The sequence below is a fragment of the Clostridium ljungdahlii genome, assembly GCF_001636845.1.
GTDB lineage: Bacteria > Bacillota > Clostridia > Clostridiales > Clostridiaceae > Clostridium_B > Clostridium_B ljungdahlii_A.
In genome coordinates this window covers 102,762-125,728 of sequence record NZ_LITT01000063.1, presented here as the reverse complement: position 1 = coordinate 125,728, position 22,967 = coordinate 102,762, and the positions used below count along the sequence as shown (strand labels likewise).

The 22,967-nt window shown below is 31.4% G+C and carries 18 protein-coding genes and 1 pseudogene; 13 read left to right on the top strand and 6 right to left on the bottom strand.

Going from position 1 to position 22,967, the window contains the following annotated elements; genetic code table 11:
- Window positions 1–404 precede the first annotated feature (404 nt).
- On the top strand, window positions 405–2,297 hold the full coding sequence (gene cooS, locus WY13_RS18720) for an anaerobic carbon-monoxide dehydrogenase catalytic subunit (RefSeq protein ID WP_063557084.1): 1,893 nt from the start codon (window positions 405–407) through the stop codon (window positions 2,295–2,297).
- 61 nt (window positions 2,298–2,358) lie between these two features.
- Here cooS and WY13_RS18715 read toward each other — a convergent pair whose 3' ends face one another.
- From WY13_RS18715 to WY13_RS18700, 4 genes are all read right to left on the bottom strand, one after another.
- Window positions 2,359–3,252 carry a radical SAM protein gene (locus tag WY13_RS18715; protein ID WP_431602472.1) on the bottom strand — a complete coding sequence of 298 codons (894 nt, stop codon included), beginning with the start codon at window positions 3,250–3,252 and terminating at the stop codon, window positions 2,359–2,361.
- A gap of 17 nt (window positions 3,253–3,269) precedes the next feature.
- Complete coding sequence (gene nifH / locus WY13_RS18710) at window positions 3,270–4,118, bottom strand: nitrogenase iron protein (protein ID WP_063557083.1); 849 nt, start codon at window positions 4,116–4,118, stop codon at window positions 3,270–3,272.
- A gap of 67 nt (window positions 4,119–4,185) precedes the next feature.
- Window positions 4,186–5,508 (bottom strand): nitrogenase component 1, encoded by a 1,323-nt coding sequence (locus tag WY13_RS18705; RefSeq protein ID WP_063557118.1) that lies wholly within the window; start codon window positions 5,506–5,508, stop codon window positions 4,186–4,188.
- Window positions 5,509–5,578: 70 nt separating this feature from the next.
- Entirely contained in the window at window positions 5,579–7,051 is a 1,473-nt protein-coding gene (locus WY13_RS18700) for a nitrogenase component 1 (protein WP_063557082.1), read from the bottom strand.
- Window positions 7,052–7,387: 336 nt separating this feature from the next.
- Between WY13_RS18700 and WY13_RS22245 the strand changes: the two are divergent.
- From WY13_RS22245 to arcC, 12 genes and pseudogenes are all read left to right on the top strand, one after another.
- Window positions 7,388–8,118: pseudogene (locus WY13_RS22245) on the top strand (GntR family transcriptional regulator).
- 40 nt (window positions 8,119–8,158) lie between these two features.
- Window positions 8,159–9,328, top strand: coding sequence for an N-acetylglucosamine-6-phosphate deacetylase (gene nagA, locus WY13_RS18690; protein WP_242866547.1), 1,170 nt, complete (start codon window positions 8,159–8,161; stop codon window positions 9,326–9,328).
- A gap of 15 nt (window positions 9,329–9,343) precedes the next feature.
- A complete protein-coding gene (gene nagB / locus WY13_RS18685; protein WP_063557081.1) occupies window positions 9,344–10,069 on the top strand; it encodes a glucosamine-6-phosphate deaminase in 726 nt (241 codons plus the stop codon).
- Between the two features lie 62 nt (window positions 10,070–10,131).
- A complete protein-coding gene (gene murQ, locus WY13_RS18680; protein ID WP_063557080.1) occupies window positions 10,132–11,037 on the top strand; it encodes an N-acetylmuramic acid 6-phosphate etherase in 906 nt (301 codons plus the stop codon).
- Window positions 11,038–11,113: 76 nt separating this feature from the next.
- Complete coding sequence (locus WY13_RS18675; protein WP_063557079.1) at window positions 11,114–13,888, top strand: sigma-54-dependent transcriptional regulator; 2,775 nt, start codon at window positions 11,114–11,116, stop codon at window positions 13,886–13,888.
- Between the two features lie 239 nt (window positions 13,889–14,127).
- Window positions 14,128–14,547 carry a PTS sugar transporter subunit IIA gene (locus WY13_RS18670; protein WP_063557078.1) on the top strand — a complete coding sequence of 140 codons (420 nt, stop codon included), beginning with the start codon at window positions 14,128–14,130 and terminating at the stop codon, window positions 14,545–14,547.
- Window positions 14,548–14,568: 21 nt separating this feature from the next.
- On the top strand, window positions 14,569–15,342 hold the full coding sequence (locus tag WY13_RS18665; RefSeq protein ID WP_063557077.1) for a PTS mannose/fructose/sorbose/N-acetylgalactosamine transporter subunit IIC: 774 nt from the start codon (window positions 14,569–14,571) through the stop codon (window positions 15,340–15,342).
- Window positions 15,335–16,189: a PTS system mannose/fructose/sorbose family transporter subunit IID gene (locus tag WY13_RS18660; protein ID WP_082848570.1), complete on the top strand. Its 855-nt coding sequence runs from the start codon at window positions 15,335–15,337 to the stop codon at window positions 16,187–16,189. The genes WY13_RS18665 and WY13_RS18660 overlap by 8 nt, the downstream gene beginning before the upstream one ends.
- A gap of 211 nt (window positions 16,190–16,400) precedes the next feature.
- Complete coding sequence (locus tag WY13_RS18655; protein WP_063557076.1) at window positions 16,401–16,883, top strand: PTS system mannose/fructose/N-acetylgalactosamine-transporter subunit IIB; 483 nt, start codon at window positions 16,401–16,403, stop codon at window positions 16,881–16,883.
- Window positions 16,884–16,887: 4 nt separating this feature from the next.
- Window positions 16,888–17,958, top strand: coding sequence for a serine hydrolase domain-containing protein (locus WY13_RS18650; RefSeq protein ID WP_063557075.1), 1,071 nt, complete (start codon window positions 16,888–16,890; stop codon window positions 17,956–17,958).
- Between the two features lie 338 nt (window positions 17,959–18,296).
- Entirely contained in the window at window positions 18,297–19,313 is a 1,017-nt protein-coding gene (gene ptcA / locus WY13_RS18645) for a putrescine carbamoyltransferase (protein ID WP_063557074.1), read from the top strand.
- A gap of 47 nt (window positions 19,314–19,360) precedes the next feature.
- A complete protein-coding gene (gene arcC, locus WY13_RS18640; RefSeq protein WP_063557073.1) occupies window positions 19,361–20,299 on the top strand; it encodes a carbamate kinase in 939 nt (312 codons plus the stop codon).
- A gap of 97 nt (window positions 20,300–20,396) precedes the next feature.
- On the opposite strand, the gene WY13_RS18635 is transcribed toward arcC, so the two are convergent.
- Together WY13_RS18635 and WY13_RS18630 are read right to left on the bottom strand one after the other, a co-directional pair.
- Window positions 20,397–21,839 (bottom strand): methyl-accepting chemotaxis protein, encoded by a 1,443-nt coding sequence (locus WY13_RS18635; RefSeq protein ID WP_063557072.1) that lies wholly within the window; start codon window positions 21,837–21,839, stop codon window positions 20,397–20,399.
- Window positions 21,840–21,976: 137 nt separating this feature from the next.
- Window positions 21,977–22,846 (bottom strand): amidohydrolase family protein, encoded by an 870-nt coding sequence (locus WY13_RS18630; RefSeq protein ID WP_063557071.1) that lies wholly within the window; start codon window positions 22,844–22,846, stop codon window positions 21,977–21,979.
- Between the last annotated feature and the right edge of the window lie 121 nt (window positions 22,847–22,967).

Genomic DNA, 22,967 nt, shown 5'->3' with positions numbered 1-22,967 from the left:
TCAATTGTTTTTAGCCTTCTTTTAAATTTTAAAGCTATAACTTTTAGTTGTATAAGTGTAAATTTAAGTTGTTTATCAAATGTAAATATATGTCGTATAATTTAAACATAAACACAAATATGTTAGGGGTAATCTCATTATTAGTATAATAATGAGAAAAATTATATTAAATACAATATATCCTTCTTATATAAAATAGCAAAAGTATCTTATAAAAAAATTCATAAAGATACATTGTATAATCTTAAAAATACCTAAAACCCTATTTAGTTAAAAAAAGATTAATAATTTTTACCCCTTCCATGTTAACCTTTACAAATTTGGTAGACAATTAAATTTTAACTATAATTAAAAAATACAATCTGGGTTATAAATTTATTATATTTTAAGGAGGTATTTTATTAATGGAAGACAGAAGATCAGAAATAGTAGCGGCTGAGGAAGAGCTTATTGAAAAAGCAAAAAAAGATGGTGTAGAAACTGTATGGGATAGAAAAGCTAAAATGAAAGTACAATGTGGTTTTGGTTTAGCTGGTGTATGCTGTAGAAATTGTGCTATGGGACCTTGCAGGGTAAGCCCAGTTCCAGGAAAAGGAGTATCAAGAGGTATTTGCGGAGCTACAGCAGATGTTATAGTTGCAAGAAACTTTGCAAGAATGTGTGCAGCTGGAGCTGCATCACATTCAGATCATGGTAGGTCAATATGCCTTTATCTTGAAAACGCATCAAGAGATGGACAAATAAATATAAGAGATGAAAAAAAGCTTGTAGCTGTTGCAAAGAGATTTGGAATTGAAACTGAAGGAAGGGATATTTATGATGTAGCACATGATTTGGCCGCAGCTACATTAAATGAGTATGGAAAACCGCATGGGAATTTGACTTTGCCTACAGCGCTGCCTAAAAAAAGAAGAGAAGTATGGGACAGGCTTGGTGTAACTCCAAGGGCAATTGATAAAGATATAGTTAGTATAATGCACTCAACTCACATTGGATGTTCAGGAGATGCAGAAAATATTCTTAAAATGTCAATGAGAGCATCCCTTGGAGATGGATGGGGTGGTTCTTATATTGCAACTGAACTTAGTGATATTCTATTTACAACTCCATCAGAAGTAGAAACTACAGCTAATTTAGGTGTATTAGAGGAAAATTCAGTTAACGTTATACTGCATGGACATGAACCAGTACTTTCAGAAGCAGTTGTTGCAGCTGCTGAAGATCCTGAACTTATTGCTCTTGCAAAAGCTCAGGGGGCAGATGGAATAAATCTTTGTGGTATGTGTTGTACAGGAAATGAAATAGCACTAAGACATGGTATTAAGATGGCAGGAAACTTCCTTCAACAGGAACTTGCTGTAGTAACAGGTGCAGTTGAAGCATTGATAGTTGATGTTCAGTGCATAATGCCATCACTTGCAAAACTATCTCAATCTTATCATACTAAATTTATAACAACATCACCAAAAGCCAAGATAACAGATTCATTATATATTGAGTTTGATGAAGACAATGCTTATGAATGTGGAAAACAGATATTGAAAGAAGCTATATTAAATTATAAGAATAGAGATAGAGAAAAGGTTCTAATTCCTCATGAAAAATGTGATGCAGTGGTTGGATTTAGTACTGAAGCTATAGTTGACACACTTGACAAGGTTGTCAATTCAAATATAGGTCAGCTTCAAACAGTTAAACCTCTTGCAGATGTTATATTATCGGGTGTTATAAGAGGTGCAGCTGCTTTTGTAGGTTGTAATAATCCAAAAGTTGAACATGATGGACCTATAGTAAAAATGATCAAATATTTAATTGCACATGATGTAATAGTAGTTGTTACAGGATGTGCGGCTCATGCAGCAGCAAAGGCAGGGTTGCTTTTAAAAGAAGCTAAAGAGATAGCTGGTCCTGGACTTAAAACAGTGTGTGGTTTATTGGATATTCCACCGGTTCTTCACCAAGGTTCATGTGTTGACATCAGCCGTAATTTACAACTTGTTGGTGAGCTAGCAAATTATTTAAAATTGGATATCAGTGATTTGCCAGTAGTTGGAGCTGCTCCTGAATGGATGTCAGAAAAAGCAGTAGCTATAGGAATGTATGTAGTAGGCAGCGGTATAGATACATGGCTTGGTGTTGTTCCACCTGTAACTGGAGGTCCATTTGTTGCAGATTATCTGTTAAATAAGATGGAAGATGACTATGGTTCAAAATTCTTTGTAGAACCTGATCCAGATAAGGCAGCGGAGCAAATGCTTCAAAGGATAGAGTCAAAACGTAAAAAATTAAATATTTAAAGATAAAAAACAAAGTAGGCATTTATCTAAAATGTCTGCTTTATTTTATGAGATTTATATATTAGCCGTGAGAGAAAGTTTCAGGATAACTAGTGATTTCATAAAGTTCATTTGAAAAGTCTTTTTTACCAGGTATTCCACATGCATCTGCACGGCAGTGTTTACAATTTTTAAATACAGAAATATACTTTTCAGCTGTTATTCTTGCTTTATTTAATTGCTGGCATGTAGGAGCAGGAATATGGCTGAATTCATGTTGAGGTATAAGTGGTATGATGTTGTATAGAAATGCTCCTGCATCTTTAACGGTTTTAGCGATTGCCCCTATATGTTGGTCATTAATGCCTGGAATTAATACCGAATTTACCTTTACTATAACTCCGAGTTTACTTATTTTGGCTATGCCTTTTAGCTGATTATTTATGAGAATGCTTGATGCTTCTTTACCGTAATATTTTCCGCCTTTGTAATTTATGTAAGATATAATTTTATTTCCAATACATGGATCTACAGCATTTACAGTAACTGTTATAGTTCTTACTCCTACATCATAAATTTCTTGGGCATACTTATAAAGTAAAAGGCCATTAGTGCTAAGACATTTTATAAGGGTGGGATAGGCTCTATGAATAAGTTTAAAGGTTTCAATTGCTTGAGGAGTAGCCAAGCTATCGCCCGGACCGGCTATACCTACTACAGTTATTTGAGGGCAAAGTTCTAGAGCTTTTTCAACTTTTTTTATAGTGTCTTTTGGATCTAGTATTTCCTTTGTAACACCAGGCCTATTTTCGCTGTCATTATAAACTCTTTTACAAAATTTACACTGTATGTTACAGTGAGAACTTACTGGAAGATGAATTCTTCCATAATTCGAAGCATTCCCCATACTAAAACAAGGGTGAACTTTTAAAGCATGAGATGAATCCATACTTTTATTTATATCTGTATTTTCCATAATATTTTCTCCCCATGTTATTGATTTTCTTGTTTCAGTAAATAATTTGCCAATTGCTTACCCCAATCTCTTAGTTCTTGAATACTTAGAGGGGAAGGTACTTTTGATTCAGTATGAACTACTATTTTTTTAGCTAATCTAGTATAAATTTTAGCTTGATCGGAATCCGGGGCAGCTTCAATGGTAGTTTTACCTTGCAGTTCGCTGTGTGTAACAGTAATTGACCTTGGGATATATTCAATTACCTGTGTACTTGTTTTTTCTGCAAAAGCATCAAGTATTTTTTTGTCATAAGGTTTGTTAATAGAATTTCCTATAATACCGCCAAGTAATGCTCCATCAGAATCAGAATATTTTTTAATACCTTTAAACAAATTATTAGATGCATATATAGACATGAAATCTGAGGAGGAAACCGTAAATACATGTTCTGCTATTCCCTCTCGTATTGGCATTGCAAAGCCGCCGCATACCACATCACCTAAAACGTCATATATTATATAATCTAAATCCAATTCCTCGAAAATTCTTTGTTGTTTAAAAAATTGTACTGCGGTAATGATACCTCTACCTGCACAGCCTACTCCGGGGGATGGGCCTCCTGATTCTACACAGTAGACTCCATTGAAACCCTCAAAAATTACATCATGTGCATCTACTTTATCTTTTTCTCGTAGTGTATCTAAAACGGTAGGAATGTAATTACCATTTCTCAATGTGTTTGTTGAATCGCTTTTAGGATCACAACCAAATTGCATTACTTTATAACCCATCTTAGATAGTGCTGCACTGATATTTGACGTTGTGGTAGATTTACCTATACCGCCCTTACCATATATTGCAATTGACTTTATTTTTTTTGGCATTTCATTCACTCCTATAAATAAGTTAAAACTTTAATAAAATACAGTCCGTTTTGTAAGGTATAATTATTTAGTACTTATATGTTCCTAAAATGCTGTCGTATATATCTTCTGTCAATCGAAGTCCTCCGCTGTATCCAATATAGCTTCTATCTAAAACCAATCTGTGCATAACTGGCAAAGATATATTTAACCAAAATCCATTTTGATGTCGAGCTATATCAATATCCCAGGAGCTACCTAAAATTAGAGGAGTATGTCCATCATAATCATATTCTTTTAATTTATGAGATATTTTGCCTCCATCAATTTCAAAGATTACTTTAGATGAAGTATTTTTTGACAAGTGTTTAAATTCATTTATTATGAATTCTTGATATTCTTTAGGTGTATCTTCTGTAATGTATTGTTCTCCAGGGAGAATGCCAAGTCCATTTGGCAAAAATTTACTAATGCCAAGTGCATAAAAAGAGTCGTTTATATTAAAAAATCTATCTGGCATACTAAAGCGAAATTCAGTAAAAAAATCAATAGCTCTTTCTATGTAGTAGTAAAAATTTTTTTCTTCTTTTTTAATTAGACTTTCAATTCTTGATTTATCGAGTCCTGCAAATTCTCCTACTTGTCTTAGAAATTTACTAGTTTCACTTGCTCCTATAGGCACAACGGGGTAATGGAAATAAGGAGTTTTATATTTAGTTTTAAGCAGTTTTGCAGTTTTCAATCCTACCCAGGGAGATAGTACTAAATTAAACTCTGCATTAGGAATGGTTTTCCATTCTTTAACTCCTCCAGATTCTGGTCCAAAAAGTATATTTACCTTTAGACCTATTGCTTCTAACAGATGCTTTATTTCAGCTAAATTTCCAGACCAAAAGCTATCCTGATAGGGAATTGATGCAAAAACATTTACTAATCCTTTTTCTTTTTTTACTTCAACATCACCAATAAATTGATTTATTATAGCTTCAATTACTAATTCATGACCCTTGTAATTAGTTCCTTTAAATCCACCGGTTTCTGCAAAAACTATTGGAATATCTTTTTGCTGATATTCCTTAACTATATGTTTTACATCATCACCTACAATATCAGCTGTACATCCAGTTAAAACAACAAATAGATCTCCTTTTAAAACTTTTAATGCTCCATCTATTACTTCTTTTAATCTATTTTCTCCACCAAATATTACTTCTTTTTCTGTCGAATTAGTACAAGGAACGGAGCTTCCACCAGAATATCCTACTCCTTGATAGCCTGATGATGTGCTTAATCCACGGAAGAGTTTATATGAACATCCAGGGCCTGAATGAACTATGGGAATAGCTTTCTTAATAGCAGCTACAGTCTGTTGACATCCTAGTGCACAAAAATGCCGGGGTTGTTCAACTATATTGTTTGCATTATTACGCCACCAAAATAAGGTAGAATTCCATTTTTCTGAACGCTGCTTATCATCATTATTATTCAATTTTTTCCCTCCCTAAAAATGTTTGAGGATCTTGGTTCATCCACCAGCTAGTATATGGAAAATCTGAGTGAGCAGCAATGTTGCCTACAAACTCCTTAGTTGCAAGAGTGTCTAAAATTTTATTACCGTAGTTCAAGATTCCTTGATAGCTTATACCAAATTGTTCATCTCCAATTAACAAAGTTGGTATTCCAAGGTTTACACCCCAAGCCGATAAACCACCGTGCCGTACAATTAATACATCTGGCTTTAATTTATTTAATGTATTCACCAATTCGAAGACTTGTTTATTGCAAACATTAAAGTTTTTAATATCTCCATAATTGTCAACTACATGTTTCAAAACATCACATTTTTCATCTCCATTGTCATAGTGGGGATCATGATGGAATATTCCTGCGCCAACAACATTCATTCCAAGATCATTCATCAGTCCTAGTAAACTGTGTCCATGGGCAGCTCCAGCACATACATAAACTTTTTTATTTTTCAATTTATCTCTTAATTCTTCAAGTTTTTCTGAAATTCTTTTTCTTTCTTGTTTTATAAGTATTTCAACTTCTCTTTCTTTATGGGTTACCTTCCCAAGTTCCCTAAAAAATTGATCTGAAGCTTTAAGACCATAGGGAGGTGGTGATTTTACCTCTGGAACTCCATATTCTTGTTCTAAAGCTGCAGCTAGATAGGTACCTAGAGTAGGGCAAACTTCTACTGTGGCAGCAGCTTCGGATATTTTCTCTAATTGCTCAATAGTGGTAAAGGGTACAATATAATTAGGCTTAAGACCTATTCGTCTAAACAAATCAGTAAATACATCACTACCCCAAAAGTTTATAACATTAACTAACTTCTTTTCCTTTTTAACGGATGGCTTGACTATTTTTCTGATAATGCCATGAAAAGCAGAGTCAAATCCCGTTGCCCATATTTTAGATTTAAAACCTTCGCAGGAAATGTATACAACCGGGATACCTAATTCACTTTCTAGTTTATCAGTTATACCTGACACATCATCTCCGATGATACTGGATGCACAAGAGGTTGTTACAAATATTGCTTTTGGTTTAAATCTTATATATGCATCTCTTATAGTTGCCTCTAGCTTTGCTCCTCCACCATAGATCATATCTTTTTCCTCAAGATTTGTGCTCAATAAATTTACATTTTTTAAAGGTAGTTTCCTTCTTATCTGTTCTCCTCTATTAGTAAAATTAAATTCGGCAAAATCTGCACTACATCCTAGTGGGGCATGGTTTATTATTGCAGCATCCTGTATCATTACAAGCATAGACAATGCTCTACTTGAACTACATTCAGTACATTGAGTGAAGGAACGGTTTCTTCCACAAAACCTATTTTGCGTAGATTTGTCACATAACTCCCTAGCAGTTCCTTTGAATTCATTATTTGAACCTAATCGAGATTCTCTAATTTCAACTTCTGATGATTTTATGTTGATACTCACTTATATTCCCCCTTTCAGGTTTTCTAAGTATAGAAATAAAATTTAATATTATAATTTTAGACATGAAAAAGATTAGGGCCTTTTCATACTATGATAAATCTAATTACAGCTTAGAATTGATTGTCCATTAAAATTGTAGAAATTAATATAATACGTTTACAACTAAATTGTACAGCAGATACTTATATTTTAAAAACAACTTAATTTTATATATTAACAACTAAAAGTTTAATGTGTATGATTAAGATTTGTTGGTTAAAAATAATTGGTATATACAACATGACAACATAATGATATACTAATATAGTAAACGTTGATGAATAGGAGTGAAAAGATTTGAGAAAAGTTTCAAAAGATAATCCGTTACCACTTCACTATCAGATAAAGGAAATTTTACAGGAAATGATAGAAAATGAAGAATTGAAGCCAGGGGATGCTATTCCCACAGAAAGAGAATTGTGTGAAGTTCAAGGAGTTAGCAGGATGACTGTAAATAAAGCTATAATGTCCCTAGTAAATGAAGGGGCTATATATAGGAAACAAGGGAAGGGAACATTTGTCTCGGAGGCTAAGGTAAATCGACAACTTTCAAGGCTTAAAAGTTTTACAGAAGAAATGGAAGATGAGGGACATAAGACTAATACAAAGGTGTTAAATTTTCAGGTAAAAAAGCTACAAAAAAGCATAAGACAATTTTTAACCTTCCTGATAGTGAAAATATGGTAATAAAAATCAATAGGCTGAGAATGAGAAATATGGAGCCAATAGCTATTGAAACTGTATGGATTCCCTATTATATGTTTAGAGATATGACTAGAGAGATGATAGATAATAAATCTTTATATAATATATTTAGAACAAAATATAAATGTTTTCCTAGTAAGGCAAAACAAACAATTGAACCAACTAAAGTAAATGATTACGAGGCATCTCTTTTAGGTTTGAAAAATGAAAGCTTGGCTTTATTATTTAGAAGAACTACCTTTGATGAAAAAGAAAGACCTATAGAATATACAAAATCTATATATAGAAGTGATAACTATAGGTATGAAGTTATTTTAACATAAACAGAAATATATACTTTTAATTAAAAGAGGTCAGTGATAAATGATGTATGAAAATAGTAAGTGTATCATAAATGGAAAAATAATCTTACAAGATGAGGTTATAGAAAACAAGGTTTTGATTTTTCATGAAAAAATAGTGGATATTCTAGATAAAGAAAGATTTGAAAAACAGGGACTTAGTGAAAAGATGAATGAAATAATAGATGCTGGGGGTAAATATGTTTCACCAGGATTTATAGATGTTCATATTCATGGTTCTGGTGGAAAAGATACTATGGATGGTGAAATATCTGATCTTAAAATTATAAGTGAAACTATAGCTAAAAATGGAGTTACAGCCTTTCTACCAACTACTATGACTATGAAAAGAGAGAAGATATACAAGGCAATGGATGCTGTAAGACTTGCCATGAAAGAAAATATAAACGGAGCTAAAGTACTTGGTATTCACATGGAAGGACCATTTGTAAGTGAAAAATACAGGGGAGCTCAAAAAAAAGATTACATATTGAAGCCTGATTTTGAATTTATTAAAAATTACGTAGATATAATTAAAATAATTACTATGGCCCCAGAAGAAGATTTTGAGTTTAATTTTATAAAAACGGTTAAAAACAACTCGGACATAGTACTTTCAATGGGACATACAAATTCAGATTATGAAACAGCAAAGGAAGCTGTTAGAGTTGGAATAAGTCATGCTACTCATATGTTTAATGCCATGACACCACTGCATCACAGAAACCCAGGAGTAGTAGGTGCAGTATTAAAAAGTAATGTAAGTTTTGAATTAATAGCAGATACAATACATATACATCCGGATATATTTCAAATTTTGTTAAATGCTAAAGGAAAAGACAAGATGATTTTAATCACTGATTCCATGCGAGCTGGTTGTATGGAAGATGGAGAATGGGAACTTGGAGGTCAAAAAGTAATTGTAGCTAATAATTCTGCTAGGCTTACTGATGGAACTTTAGCAGGAAGTATTTTAACTTTAAATAAGGCAATACTTAATATATTAAAATATACAAACCTTAAAATTTATGAAGCTGTAGCTTTAGCAAGTTTAAACCCAGCAAAGCTTATAAAAATTGATGATAGAAAAGGAAGTATAAAAATAGGGAAAGATGCAGATTTAGTTATATTTGATGAAAATTTAAAAGTAAATTTATCTGTATCAGAAGGAAAAATAATTTACAGAAAATAAGAAGGAGGTATTTTAATGAGGGTAATAATAGCAGATAATTATAAAGAGATGAGTAAAAAAGCAGCAGTCATGGTAAGTAGTCAGGTTATTTTAAAACATGACAGTGTGCTAGGACTAGCTACAGGGGATACTCCTCTTGGCATGTATAAAGAGCTTATAAAATTATATGAAGATAAAGAAGTAGATTTTTCAGATGTTACTACTTTCAATTTAGATGAATATTATAAAATTCAAAGGGAAAATCCTGAGAGTTATTATTACTACATGAATAATAACTTTTTTAAGTATGTGAATGTAAAAAAGGAAAAAATATATATTCCAAACGGTACCGCAAAGGACATTGATGAAGAATGTAGGAATTATGAGGACGAAATTAAAAATAAGGGTGGAATTGATATTCAGGTTTTAGGAATAGGAGCTAATGGGCATATAGGCTTTAATGAACCAGATGTTAATTTTGAAGCAGAAACTCATTTGGTCAAGTTAGATAAAATGACTATTGAAGCTAATGCTAGGTTTTTTAATTCAAAGGATGAAGTCCCTACAACGGCTATAAGTATGGGAATTAAGACCATAATGCAGTCAAAAAGGGTAGTATTACTAGCAAATGGAGAAGTTAAGGCAGATGCAATTTATAAAACGGTAAAAGGTAAGATATGTCCTGAAGTGCCTGCTTCAATTTTACAGCTTCATTCAGATGCTACTATAATTGTAGATAAAGGTGCTGCAAAATTGTTGTAAGTTTAATCATATTTTGTTATGAGACAAGTATTTTATTGTGCAGTGAACTAAGGAGGATAACAATGAATGTTGAAAAATTGTCAAAGCTTGTGACTGAGGGAAGAAATCCAAATACTATGAACATAGATAACGTCAGTACATTGGAAATGATAGATATGATAAATGAGGAGGACAAAAAAGTTCCTGAAGCTGTAGGAAAAGCAAAGGAAAGTATAGCAAAGGCTGTAGATGTAATTGCTGAAAGACTTAGCTTAGGAGGAAGACTTATATATATTGGAGCTGGAACAAGTGGAAGAATTGGTATATTAGATGCATCAGAATGTCCACCCACTTATGGAGTAAGTGATGATATGGTGCAGGGAATGATAGCAGGAGGACAAACAGCCATATTTAAGGCAGTAGAAGGAGCAGAGGATAGTAAAGAGCTTGGGGAAAGGGATTTGATTCAAAATAACTTAACAAGTAAAGATGTAGTTTGTGGAATAGCTGCATCGGGAAGGACACCTTATGTAATAGGTGCTATGGAATATGGGAAAAAAGTTGGTGCGGCAGTGTTATGTGTAACTATGAATCCTGAAAGTGAAATGGCAAATATAGCAGATGTACCTATAGCAGTTGTGGTTGGTCCTGAAGTAATAATGGGTTCTACAAGAATGAAATCTGGTACAGCTCAGAAACTGATACTTAATATGCTCACTACGGGAACTATGATAAAACTCGGTAAAGTATATGAAAATTTGATGGTAAATGTACAGGCAACAAATGAAAAACTTGTAGCAAGGGCAAGAAGAATAGTAAAACTTGCAACTGGTGCAGCATATGAAACCATAGAAAAAGTACTTCAAGCTACTAATAATGATGTGAAGCTCAGTATAGTAATTATAAAAACAGGACTTCAAAAAGAAGATGCAGAAGAACTTTTAAAAAAGGCGAATGGATATGTAAAAAAGGCACTAGATCTAATGTAATACTTCAAGCTGCTGACAAATAATGATGTCAACAGCGTATTTTTTATATAATATTTTTAGATTGAGAGTGATATATATGTTAAGAAAAGATAGAATATATGAACATTTAAAAAAACTCTGCACTAATCTAAAATTCTTAGAAAATAATATGGAAGATGATATAAAAGATGTTGGGTTTTCTGCAAGTAAGATAGCAGCAGATCTTAATATTATAAGAAGTAATGTTTCAGCAGATTTGAACAAATTGTATAAAGAAGGTAGTGTATTTAAAATTGAGGGGAGACCTACTTTGTATGTAGATAAAGAGTGGGCATTAAATAATAATTTTTATAACAAAAAGCTGGATTTTAAGGAAAACAATTATAGAAAAACAAAAAGAATTGCTAATTGTTTTATATCGCTTATTGGTTATGATGGTTCCTTAAATTCTCAAGTAAAACAGGCTCAGGCAGCTATTTTATATCCTCCTCATGGATTATCCACATTGATATTAGGAGAAACAGGCACTGGTAAAACTATGTTTGTAGACTATATGTATAAATTTGCTCTAGAAAATAAAGTTTTAAAGGAAAAGGCACCTTTAGTGTCTTTTAACTGTGCTGATTATTCTAATAACCCGGAACTTCTTATGTCAATTTTATTTGGAAGTGTGAAAGGGGCTTATACAGGAAGTGATACAAGCAGATGTGGATTAGTTGAAAAAGCTGATGGTGGCATCTTATTTTTAGATGAAGTTCATAGGCTTCCGCCAGAAGGTCAGGAAATGTTATTTACACTTTTGGACAAAGGTAAGTTTAGAAGACTTGGTGGTACTGAAGAGAAAAGTGTAAATATACTTACAGTAGCCGCTACTACAGAGCCCCCTGAGTCGGTTTTTTTAGGAACGTTTTATAGAAGAATTCCTATTGTAATTAAGATGCCAGGTTTAGGTGAAAGACCTGTAGGAGAAAGGTTGAAGTTAATATCTCACTTTTTCAACAAAGAATCAATGAGAATTCAAATGCCGATAAAGGTAAGTAGTGATGTACTTACAGCTCTGGCAATGTATTTGCCTCCGGCAAATGTAGGAGATATAAAATCTTGTATTGAACTGGCTTCTTCAAGGGGGTATATGGAATATCTTATAAATCAGGACAGTATTAGAATAGTATTAAGCTATTTACCAGAAAATGTTAAAGGTATTTTACTCAACAATAAAGCGAGAAGAGAAGAAATTTTAAAAATTATAGGTTATGAAGATAAAACATTTTTTCAAGGAAAAAAGCAAAGATTCAATATTGATTATAATGAAGATGATTTTTCCAATAATGTATATGTTTATCTTGATGAAAAATTTAATAAATATAAGCACACAAATATGGAAAAAGAAAAACTGAAAGATAATCTATACAAAGATTTAGAAGAATATTTTATTGCATACAATAGGGGATTGATGTCCCGGGGACTTAAAGAATCTGAACTATCTAAATTTATAGATGATAAAATAGTTAGCAACCTCAAGCTATTATGCATGGAAATTAAAACAAAGTTTAAGTTCTATATATCAGAAAATACATTTGTGGCACTGGCTTTTCACATAAATTCCATGTATGAGAGGAGGGCACAGAGCAGTTCTATAAAGATGTTAGATGTAAAGGATAAAAACCCTATTGAATACAAAATAGCTATATATATATATGAGAGGTTATCATCAATAGCTGAATATAAAATACCAAAAAATGAAATAGAATTTATAAGTATGATACTTCATCTTACAGGAGAGGAAAAAAGTGAATTAAAGAAAATTCCAATTGTAGTCATAGCTCATGGTGACAATGTTGCTACAAATATGGTAAGTGTAGTTAATACCTTATGGGATACAAATCATGTAGTGGGTATAGACATGAGTCTCCAGGATGAACCTTCTGATGTATTGAAAAAAGCAATTGGTATATGTAAACATATAGATGAAGGAAAAGGTATACTTCTGATGGTGGATATGGGATCTTTAAAGACATTTGGAAGTGAAATTACAAAAGAGACTGGAATAAGTGTTATAACAATTGATAACTTAAGTATGCCAATTTTAATGGAGGCTTCACATAAATCAATGCTTCCATATTCAACTTTAAAAAATGTGGCATTATCAGTGATTGAGATAGGTAAAAATCTTTTAATTAATACTGAAAATGAAATTACAGATTCTAAGGATAAAGAAAAAGTTATTTTTACTACTTGTAGTACAGGAAAGGGAACTGCAATTTACCTGAAAAAACTTATACTAAAAGCATTCAAAATAAATTACATAAGGAATGTAGAGGTTTTTGAAATAAATATTAGCAATAAAAAAGAAGATGTTGAAAAGATCAAAAGGCTGGCGGGAAATAGAAACATTGCAGCTATAGTTGGAAGTATAAATCCAGGAATGACTGATATACCATTTATAAATCTTATGGATTTTGTAACAGGAAGCGGATTAAAGAAAGTGTTAAGCATTGTAAGTGAAAATCAGATAGTTGACTTTGAAGAAATGGTTAATGATAGAACTGTAGCCTACGGTGCAATAAGCAGTGTGCTAGATGAAAATTTAAAATTTTTTTCTGGTAGCAAAATAATGATATATGTGGATAGATATATAAAAGAAATAGAAGAGGAAAAACGTACTAAGTTTAACAATCAGATATATACTTTACTTGCAATTCATATAGCATATGCAATAGAAAGGCTTAAATTTAACGAGAAGCAAGAAGATAATGTTCATATTATTAAAAGTAAATTTGCTAAAAGTGTCTATAAAGACTTTGGAATAAAACTTAATAATGAAGAAATAAAAAATATAAATCTAATAATAAATGAAAGTTTAGAAAAGTAACTAAGCTATTTTTACATTCATAGTGGAGTTCACAAATAGAATATAGAAGTAGTGACAGCTAAATTAGTGTATTAAAGTGTTTCAAAAGTAAGAATACTATAATGGTTTCATTATTAAAGTGTATTCTTACTTTTTTAAACCCCTGAAAACACTAGTGTATATTGATTAAAAAATTATAAACATCTTTGGTATTAGTTTTGCTATAAACAGTTATACAGGTAATATGAAAGGAGGATTTTATGAAGGACACAGTATTAATACTTACAAGTCATGGCAATATGGCACGTGAAACTTTAAAAAGTGCAGAGATGATTGTTGGCAAGATAAAGAATGCATATGCTTTAAATATGGAAGCTAATGATGGTATGCTGGGGACGAGTACAAAATTAGATGAACTAATGAAAAAAATATCATCAAGATTCAATCATATTGTTGTTATAGCAGATTTATTAGGTGGTACACCTTGTAATGTAGCTGTAGAAAAGTTGATTAAAAGGGATGATGTTACTTTACTTAGTGGGTTAAATTTAATTATGGTGGTAGAATTTGCTATATGCAAGTATGATGACTATGAAAAATTGAAAGAGCATCTTATTGAGGTGGGAAGAGACGGAATTAAGGATATTAAGGATGACATTAAAAATAATTTAGATGAATAATAAAAATAAGGAGTGATTTTAATGCATGGATTAGCTTTATGGCAGATTTTAATACTAACTATATATGCATCTTACTCAATCATTGATGGACTAGGAATTTCCACATCAGCTTCAGCCCCGTTGTTTGCTGGATTTTTTACAGGATTTATTTTAGGAGATATTAAAATGGGACTTGTTGTAGGAGCTACATTACAATTAATGGTTTTAGGTGTTGCAACTTATGGTGGATCATCAGTACCAGATTTTATGTCTGCTGCAATTATTGGAACGGCATTTGCAATTATATCACATCAAAAGGTTGCTTTTGCTATTGGAGTAGCAGTTCCTATAGGATTATTACTTACTCAGATGGATATACTTGCTAGGTTGTCTAACATATTTTTTCAGCATAAAGCAGATAAATATGCTGAGGATGGAAATGTAGATGGAGTATCAAGGATGAATCTTCTATGTATAGCAACATGGGCCATAAGCAGAGGATTACCTGTATTTTTAGGACTTTTCTTTGGTAATGCAGTGGTTAAAGCAATAAATTTATACATTCCAAATTGGCTTATGGGTGGACTTAAAGTATCAGGTGCCATTCTTCCAGCAATGGGTATTGCAATCTTAATGAGATACTTATCACTTAAAAAATATTATCCATTTTATATATTGGGATTTGTTTTAGTAGCTTATGGAAAGATTCCAATGATGGGTGTTGCTCTAGTAGGATTTGCAATTGCAGCAATTTATCTCATGCTTAAAAAGGAAATTAAACCAGTTTTATCTGATGGAGGTGACATAGATGACTGATGAACTTAAAGTTGTAAATCAAAATGAAAGTGATAAAGAGATTCAGGATAGCGGAACTAAAAAAATAGAAAAGAAAGATATAACTAAAGTTTTTTGGAGAGCATTATTTGGATTACAGATTGGATTCAATTATGAAAAAATGCAGGGGCTTGGTTATTGCTTTGCTATTATTCCTGTATTGAAAAAGTTATACAAAAATAAAGATGATATGAAAAAGGCACTAAAGATACACCTACAATATTTTAATACAACTCCAGCCATGTCACATCTTATATTAGGTGCAGATATAGCAATGGAAGAGCAGTACGGATTAAAGGATGAGGATGCAATAAGTTCATTTAAAACAGCTTTAATGGGACCGCTTGCTGGAATTGGTGATACAGTATTTGTTGCTATATATAGAACAATAGTATTTAGTATAGCAGCATATATGGCTATGCAAGGTAGTGTTTTTGGAGTAGTAATACCATTTATTCCTGCCTTTGCGATGTGGTGGGTTAGGTACAAATTTACTCATATAGGTTATAATCAAGGTAAGAAAATAATAACAGGTGTTGGTGGAAGACTCAAGGAATTAACTGAAGGGGCATCCATACTAGGTTTGATAGTAATTGGCGCGTTAGCACCTTCTGTTATAAATGTAAAGGTTCCATATGTGTTCAAGTCAGGAAGTGTAAAACTTGTGGCACAGGATATGCTGGATAAAATAATGCCAGGTCTTATTCCACTTGCCATAGTCCTTTTATCATATTGGCTTCTTGGAAAAAAGAAAATGACTTCTACAAAGCTTATATTATTTTTAATCGCACTGGGAATTGTTTTGTATAACCTTAAGATACTAGGATAATGTTTTTCTATAGGCAGTATTAGTAGTAAAATACTGCTTATGTTATTTATCCGATGACTACTTGCTCTAATACTCCCACTTCTCCAAGTTGGAGTAAAGAGCAGCTACGTCCCTGGATAACGATTTCTAAGCATCAGATGGAGTTTAAAAACTCCATCTGATGCCAAGAACTCTGTTTATTAAGATATATGAAAGAAAGAGGGTAATATTAATGTCAATTATTCATGTGAGAATAGATGAAAGATTAATTCATGGTCAGGTTGCTACTGTTTGGACTAATACACTAGGATGCAGCAGAATAATGGTAGTTAACGATGAAGCTTGCAACAGTGAAACACAAAAATATGTTTTGAAACTTGCAACTCCACCTAGTGTACATCTGTCTGTGCTTACAGTAGAAAAAGCTGCTGTAAGAATTAAAGAAGGAAAGTATGATAATGACAAGGTATTTGTAATTTTCAAAAACCCTAAAGATTGTGTTAGACTTCTGGAAAAAGGAATAGAACTCCCTATGATTAATGTAGGAAATATGGCTCCTAAAGATGAAAGTACAAATGTTAAAAAATCAGTAAATGTATCAAAGGAAGATGTTGAGGCTTTTAAAAAATTGAGTTCTATGGGATTAAAAATTACAGCAAGAATGGTTCCAGATGAACCTGAAAGTAATTTTATGAATTTGATAAAGGATCTGTAGCTGTATGATTGATAAAAATAGATTTAAATATTTAAAACAATATATTAAAAAGTGCGTAAATAATGGAGTATTTCCAGGAGCATGCTTTGGAATAGTAACTAGGGAGGAAAGTCAATTTGGTGCAGAAGGTTATTTGCAATTACTTCCAACAAAAGAGTTGGTAGATATAAATACTATTTATGATTTGGCCTCTTTAAGCAAAGTTATTTCTACCACTACTATTATTTTAAAATTAATAGAAGATGGACAAATTACTTTGTGTACAAATGTATGTGATATTTTACCGAATTTTAAGCATAAGGATGTTACAATATATAACTTATTAACACATACATCTGGGTTACCTGCTGATATAGATGATTATAAGATACTATGTAAAAATAAACAGGATATTATAAAAAGTGTATTTTCTATGGAATTGGAGTATAAAACAGGTCAAAAAGTTCTGTATTCCGATATAGGATATATTTTATTAGGACTTATCATAGAAAGGGTGGCAGGTCCTATTGACGTATATTTTAGCGAAAATATATCTAAACCACTTAATATGAAGGACACTTGTTACAATCCAAAGGATAATTTAAAAAATAGATGTGCAGCTACTGAATATAAGAATTCAAGAGGATATATTAGAGGAACAGTTCACGATGGGAAGGCGCATATTCTTGAAGGAGTAAGCGGTCATGCAGGACTATTTTCTACTGTAAAGGACTTAGGAAAGTTTTGCAGGATGATGTTAAATAAAGGCATACTCAATGATAAGAGGATTCTTAGCGAAAATTCAATAAAGATGATAATGGAATATAATACTGATGGGCTTAATGAAAAACGAGGTTTAGGGTGGCAGGTTAAAAATAATCTAGGATATATAAATAGTATGGGGGACTTATCATCAAGAAAAAGTATATTCCATACAGGATTTACTGGCACTTCAGTGCTTATAGATTTTGAAAACCAGTTTGCGTTTATATTACTTACAAATAGAATTCATCCTTCTAGAGATAATATAGGTCTTATAAAACTTAGGAGAAATATAAATAATATTGCTGAAACTGTAGTTTTTAAGAAGGTATAATTACAAAAATTTATTTGGATGGGGATGAGCATAGATTTGTATAAAAATAAATCTATGTTCATCCCCTAAATTTATGGAGTATTGACTAGTCATTTTAATATATAAAAAGTATATGTCATTTTGAAATATATGAACTGATTTAAACACAGTAAACTTTTGTGACATATCCCAAATTGAAATAAGTTATTTAATATTTCAAGTATGGTATTTCAGTAAAATAGCCATTTCCTTATAATTAATTTTTGGCATGGATATTGCTAAATAGTTATGTGAGAAAACTTTTACAAGTAGTAATAAAAAATTCATAACAAAACATTAATTTTTAGGAGGAAGAAAAAATGGCAGTAAAAGATTTTATAGATACAAATGATTTTACAAAGGAAGAATTAATGGATATTATTAACTTATCCTTAAAGTTGAAAAGATGTATCAAAAATGGATATTATCCACAGTTACTTAAACATAAAACATTAGGAATGATTTTTCAACAGAGTTCAACTAGAACAAGGGTATCTTTTGAAACAGCAATGGAACAACTTGGTGGACATGCCCAGTATTTAGCTCCAGGTCAGATTCAATTGGGAGGACATGAAACTATCGAGGATACAAGCCGTGTTTTATCTAGATTAGTAGATATTCTTATGGCACGTGTAGACAGACATAAAAGCGTAGTTGATCTTGCAAAGAATGCTACAGTACCAGTAATTAATGGTATGTCTGATTACAATCATCCAACTCAGGAAATGGGAGACATTTGTACTATGGTAGAACATTTACCAGAAGGAAAGAAGTTGCAAGATTGTAAAGTTGTATTTGTAGGAGATGCTACTCAGGTATGTGCTTCTTTAATGTTTATTACAACTAAATTAGGAATGCATTTCGTTCAATATGGACCAAAAGGTTATCAGTTAAAGAAAGAACTTACTAAGATTGGAGAAGAGAACTGTAAAGTATCTGGTGGATCATTATTGATTACAGATAATGAAGATGAAGCATTAAAGGATGCAGATTTTGTTTATACTGATGTTTGGTATGGTTTATATGATGCTGAACTTTCTAAAGAAGACAGAATGGCAATATTCTATCCTAAATATCAAGTAACTAAAGAGATGATGGCAAAAGCAAGCCCTAATGTAAAATTTATGCATTGCCTACCTGCAACAAGAGGAGAAGAGGTAGTAGATGAAGTAATAGATGCTGATTATTCTATCGTGTTTGATGAAGGCGAAAACAGATTGACAGCTATGAGAGGATTACTTGTATATTTCTTAAACCAAAATGCAAAAAAAGAAGATAAAGTTGCACAAATGAAGTCTAGAGCTGAATTGGAAGTAGTTCTAAATTCTATTGGCTAATAGGAACAATTATCTATAGAAATTTGTACAAATAAAGGAGAAAGAATATGTCAAGAATTGTAATTGCCCTTGGGGGAAACGCTTTAGGAAAAACTCCAATAGAACAACAAAAAATGATAGATAATGCAGCTCCATCTTTAATTGGGTTAATCAAACAGGGGCATGAAATAATTATAAGTCATGGCAACGGTCCTCAAGTAGGAATGATTAGTCTGGCACTTGATATTGCTTCAGCTAACAATGATAAAGTTGCAAAATTTGAGTTACCAGAGTGTACGGCTATGAGTCAGGGATATATAGGATACCATTTGCAAAAGGGATTAAAAAAAGAACTAAAGAAGCAGGGAATGCCATGGCATGTGGCAACTGTAGTAACACAAATGTTAGTAGATAAGAATGATAATGCTTTTAAATGTCCGACAAAACCAATTGGGGGATTTTATTCAAAAGAAGAAGCATTAAAGATGATGGAAGAAGACCCTAAATTAGTAATGAAAGAAGATGCGGGAAGGGGTTACAGGCAAATGGTTGCATCCCCTAAGCCAGTTGATATTATAGAAAAAGATTCTATATTAAATTTGCTTGACCATGAATTTATAGTAATTGCTTGTGGCGGCGGCGGCATTCCTGTTGTCTTAAATGAAAATGGTGATTATGAAGGAATTCCAGCAGTTGTTGATAAAGATTTTGGTTCTGCGAAATTGGCAGAACTTGTAGATGCAGATTATCTGTTTATTTTAACAGCAGTTGATCGTGTTGCTATCAATTATGGAAAGCCAAATCAGAAGGAACTAAAAGAAATATCCGTAGAAGAGGCAAAAAATTTAGCTAGTAAAGGTCATTTTGCTCCAGGAAGTATGCTCCCTAAAGTAGAGGCTGCAGTTCAGTTTGCGACTAGCAAAGCTGGAAGAAAATCAGTAATCGCTTCTTTAGAAAAGGCACCACTTGCTATGAAAGGCCTTAGTGGTACAGTAATTACTTTATAATAAAACCTATTGAAATATTTGTTAGATTAAAAGTACCATATAAAATTCCAGGTTGGAAATTTATATGGTACTTTTTAATATTATCTAAATATAATTATTAGCTTTTCTTATAGTAGTTAATTTTTTTAAGGTTCTTATTTAAATTATTTGAAATCTCTTTTAAATTTACTATCTCTTCGAGAATTCCTTCAATTGCTTTTGCCTGATCGTTTATGCCATCAGATATATAAACATTAGCACTATTGACTTTGTCAAACTTTTCAATTATTTTATTGTTATAATTAAATAGTTCGTTTTCTGACAATTTATTATTTCTTATATCATTGGCATTTAGTTCATGCAAAACATCTAATGACAGATTAAACATACTATTTATCTCTTCTAATTCGCTATCAAGATTATCCATATACCTTTTAATAAGTTTGGTGTCAGGGTTTTTGGTATTATTTAAGCATACAAGTTTCAACTTATTAAAGTTGTCAGTAACTTTTTTAATTTCTTCATTAAAATTGTCAACTAAATTTTTAAAACCAGTATAAGTTTTTTCAATGTTTGTTGTATAATTAGTTTTATTTTTTCTTATAGTTTCTATAGTAAAGTTTCTTATATTTTCATAGGTATAAACCATTTCTTCAACTATTGATGTAATTACTTGCGCAGATAAATTTACTTTATCTACTAAAGAGTTCAATTTATCAGCTTTTAATTCAATCTCTTTGGAATTTTGAGAAATTATTTTTATTAGAAAGCTTATATTCTTATTCATAGTGTTAATAGTATGAGTAAAATCTTTTATTTCCTTGATTTTAATAATAGATTCATCAAAGTCTAAGGAGAAATCACCCTCTGAAACTTTTAATACAAGCCAATTTAATGATTTTATAACCTTATTTATAGGTTTAACAGAGAAATAACTAATAAGTATTCCAATTAAACAGGTTAGTAAAAACAATAAAATAAATGTTATAAATATTTTATGTTTTAAATTTATTATTTGTTGTGCTGATATATCTACTCCAATTAAAGCTACTACTTTTCCTTTGGAATTATAAAGAGGAGCATATGCTGAATAAAATGTGCCCTCAAGGTCAGTAATAGGAGTATCTAAAACTGTAACTTTCCCATTGTAGTATGCCGACTTCATTTTATCATTAAACATATAGTCTTTCATAAAGGTTGATTGTGCATCATAGGAAGCAAGTATGAACTTTGTATGGGAGTCATCTGATTTTATCATAGTATATACATCAGACACATTACTTTTACGTCTAAATTCTGTAAGAATATTACACATGTCTTTATATTGCTTTGAGGTATCAGTAGTTATTTTTTCGTGTTCGTCTCCATTTATAATATATTGAGATGCTACTGCAACCTTTTTTAGGGCATCTTTTGTATCATTTATCATTATGTTTGTACAATATACATAATAAATTACTGATGTCAATGCTACACATAAAATTGTTATTAATAAGAATCTTTTCATTATGTATTCATAAAATGTTATTACTTTATCAGATTTTAACTTTGATTTTTTCATTCTATCCCTCCGGATCCTCTAGTGTATTTAATATTGTGATACTCTTATAATAATGTTAAATGTAGTTATTTTCAATAAGAATATAGTCCCATTAAGAATAGAATAAGTAAATGTTATGAGTTAAATACTCATAACATTTACTTAAAAAAGGTATTCAATTTAGGAAATACTTTTAAAGCGTTTTTATAAAAAATATACTCATAAAATTTTTCATCAAAAAGGGACTTTATAAGTTCAATATAACTTTTTATAGGTACTAACGGCCAGTCTGTTCCAAATAGAAATTTTTCATACCAATTTGGAATAACTTTAATAAATGTAATTCCTCTTTGAATATGCTGGATAAAATATTTATCGTTTTTAAATCCATCAATATCATTTTTATTGCCTACTAGAAGTCCTGAAAGATCAGTGTAAACATTGGAATTTTTATATATCACTTCAGCAGCACTCATTATCCAGGGGTTTCCAAAGTGAGCAATAACGAAGTTTATGTTTCTATGTTTTACTGCAAGCTCATCTATGTGTATGGGATGAGAATATTTTACAAGGGCTTTGCTTGAATAGGGATCACCACCATGGATGACAACGGGTATTTTATAAGATGAAGCTAATTTATATATAGGGTCGTATATTTTATTCCAAACATAATAAGGGTAATACCCCGGATAAATTTTTAATCCTACTACTTTACTATTTTTAATTCTTTCTTCAATTCTTGATAGTTCTTCATCATTCAATTTTTGTGGATTAATTCCTAAACAGTAAACTAGATTATCAGGTACTTTTTCCTCAAGATCTAAATCCATAGGATTATGAGAATTTGAATCAGGAAATCCTCCAATTTGTTTTTCTGTTAATCCCATACCTATGCCCATGATTATGTGGTTTTTTTCAAATTCCTCCTTTAATCCTGTACTGGAGTAGTTTACTTTTGATAAATTTAAAGCTGCTTCTTTAAAACTATTAATATTTGAAAAATGTAAATGTGAATCAATTATTTCCATTTAAATCACTCCTTCAAATTAAATAGTGAAGCATAAATTATACCAAATGATTAAGTAAGATATAATTAAAAATTCAATTTTAATATTTGTAGAAGTTTGTAGAAATTTATGATATTATAAA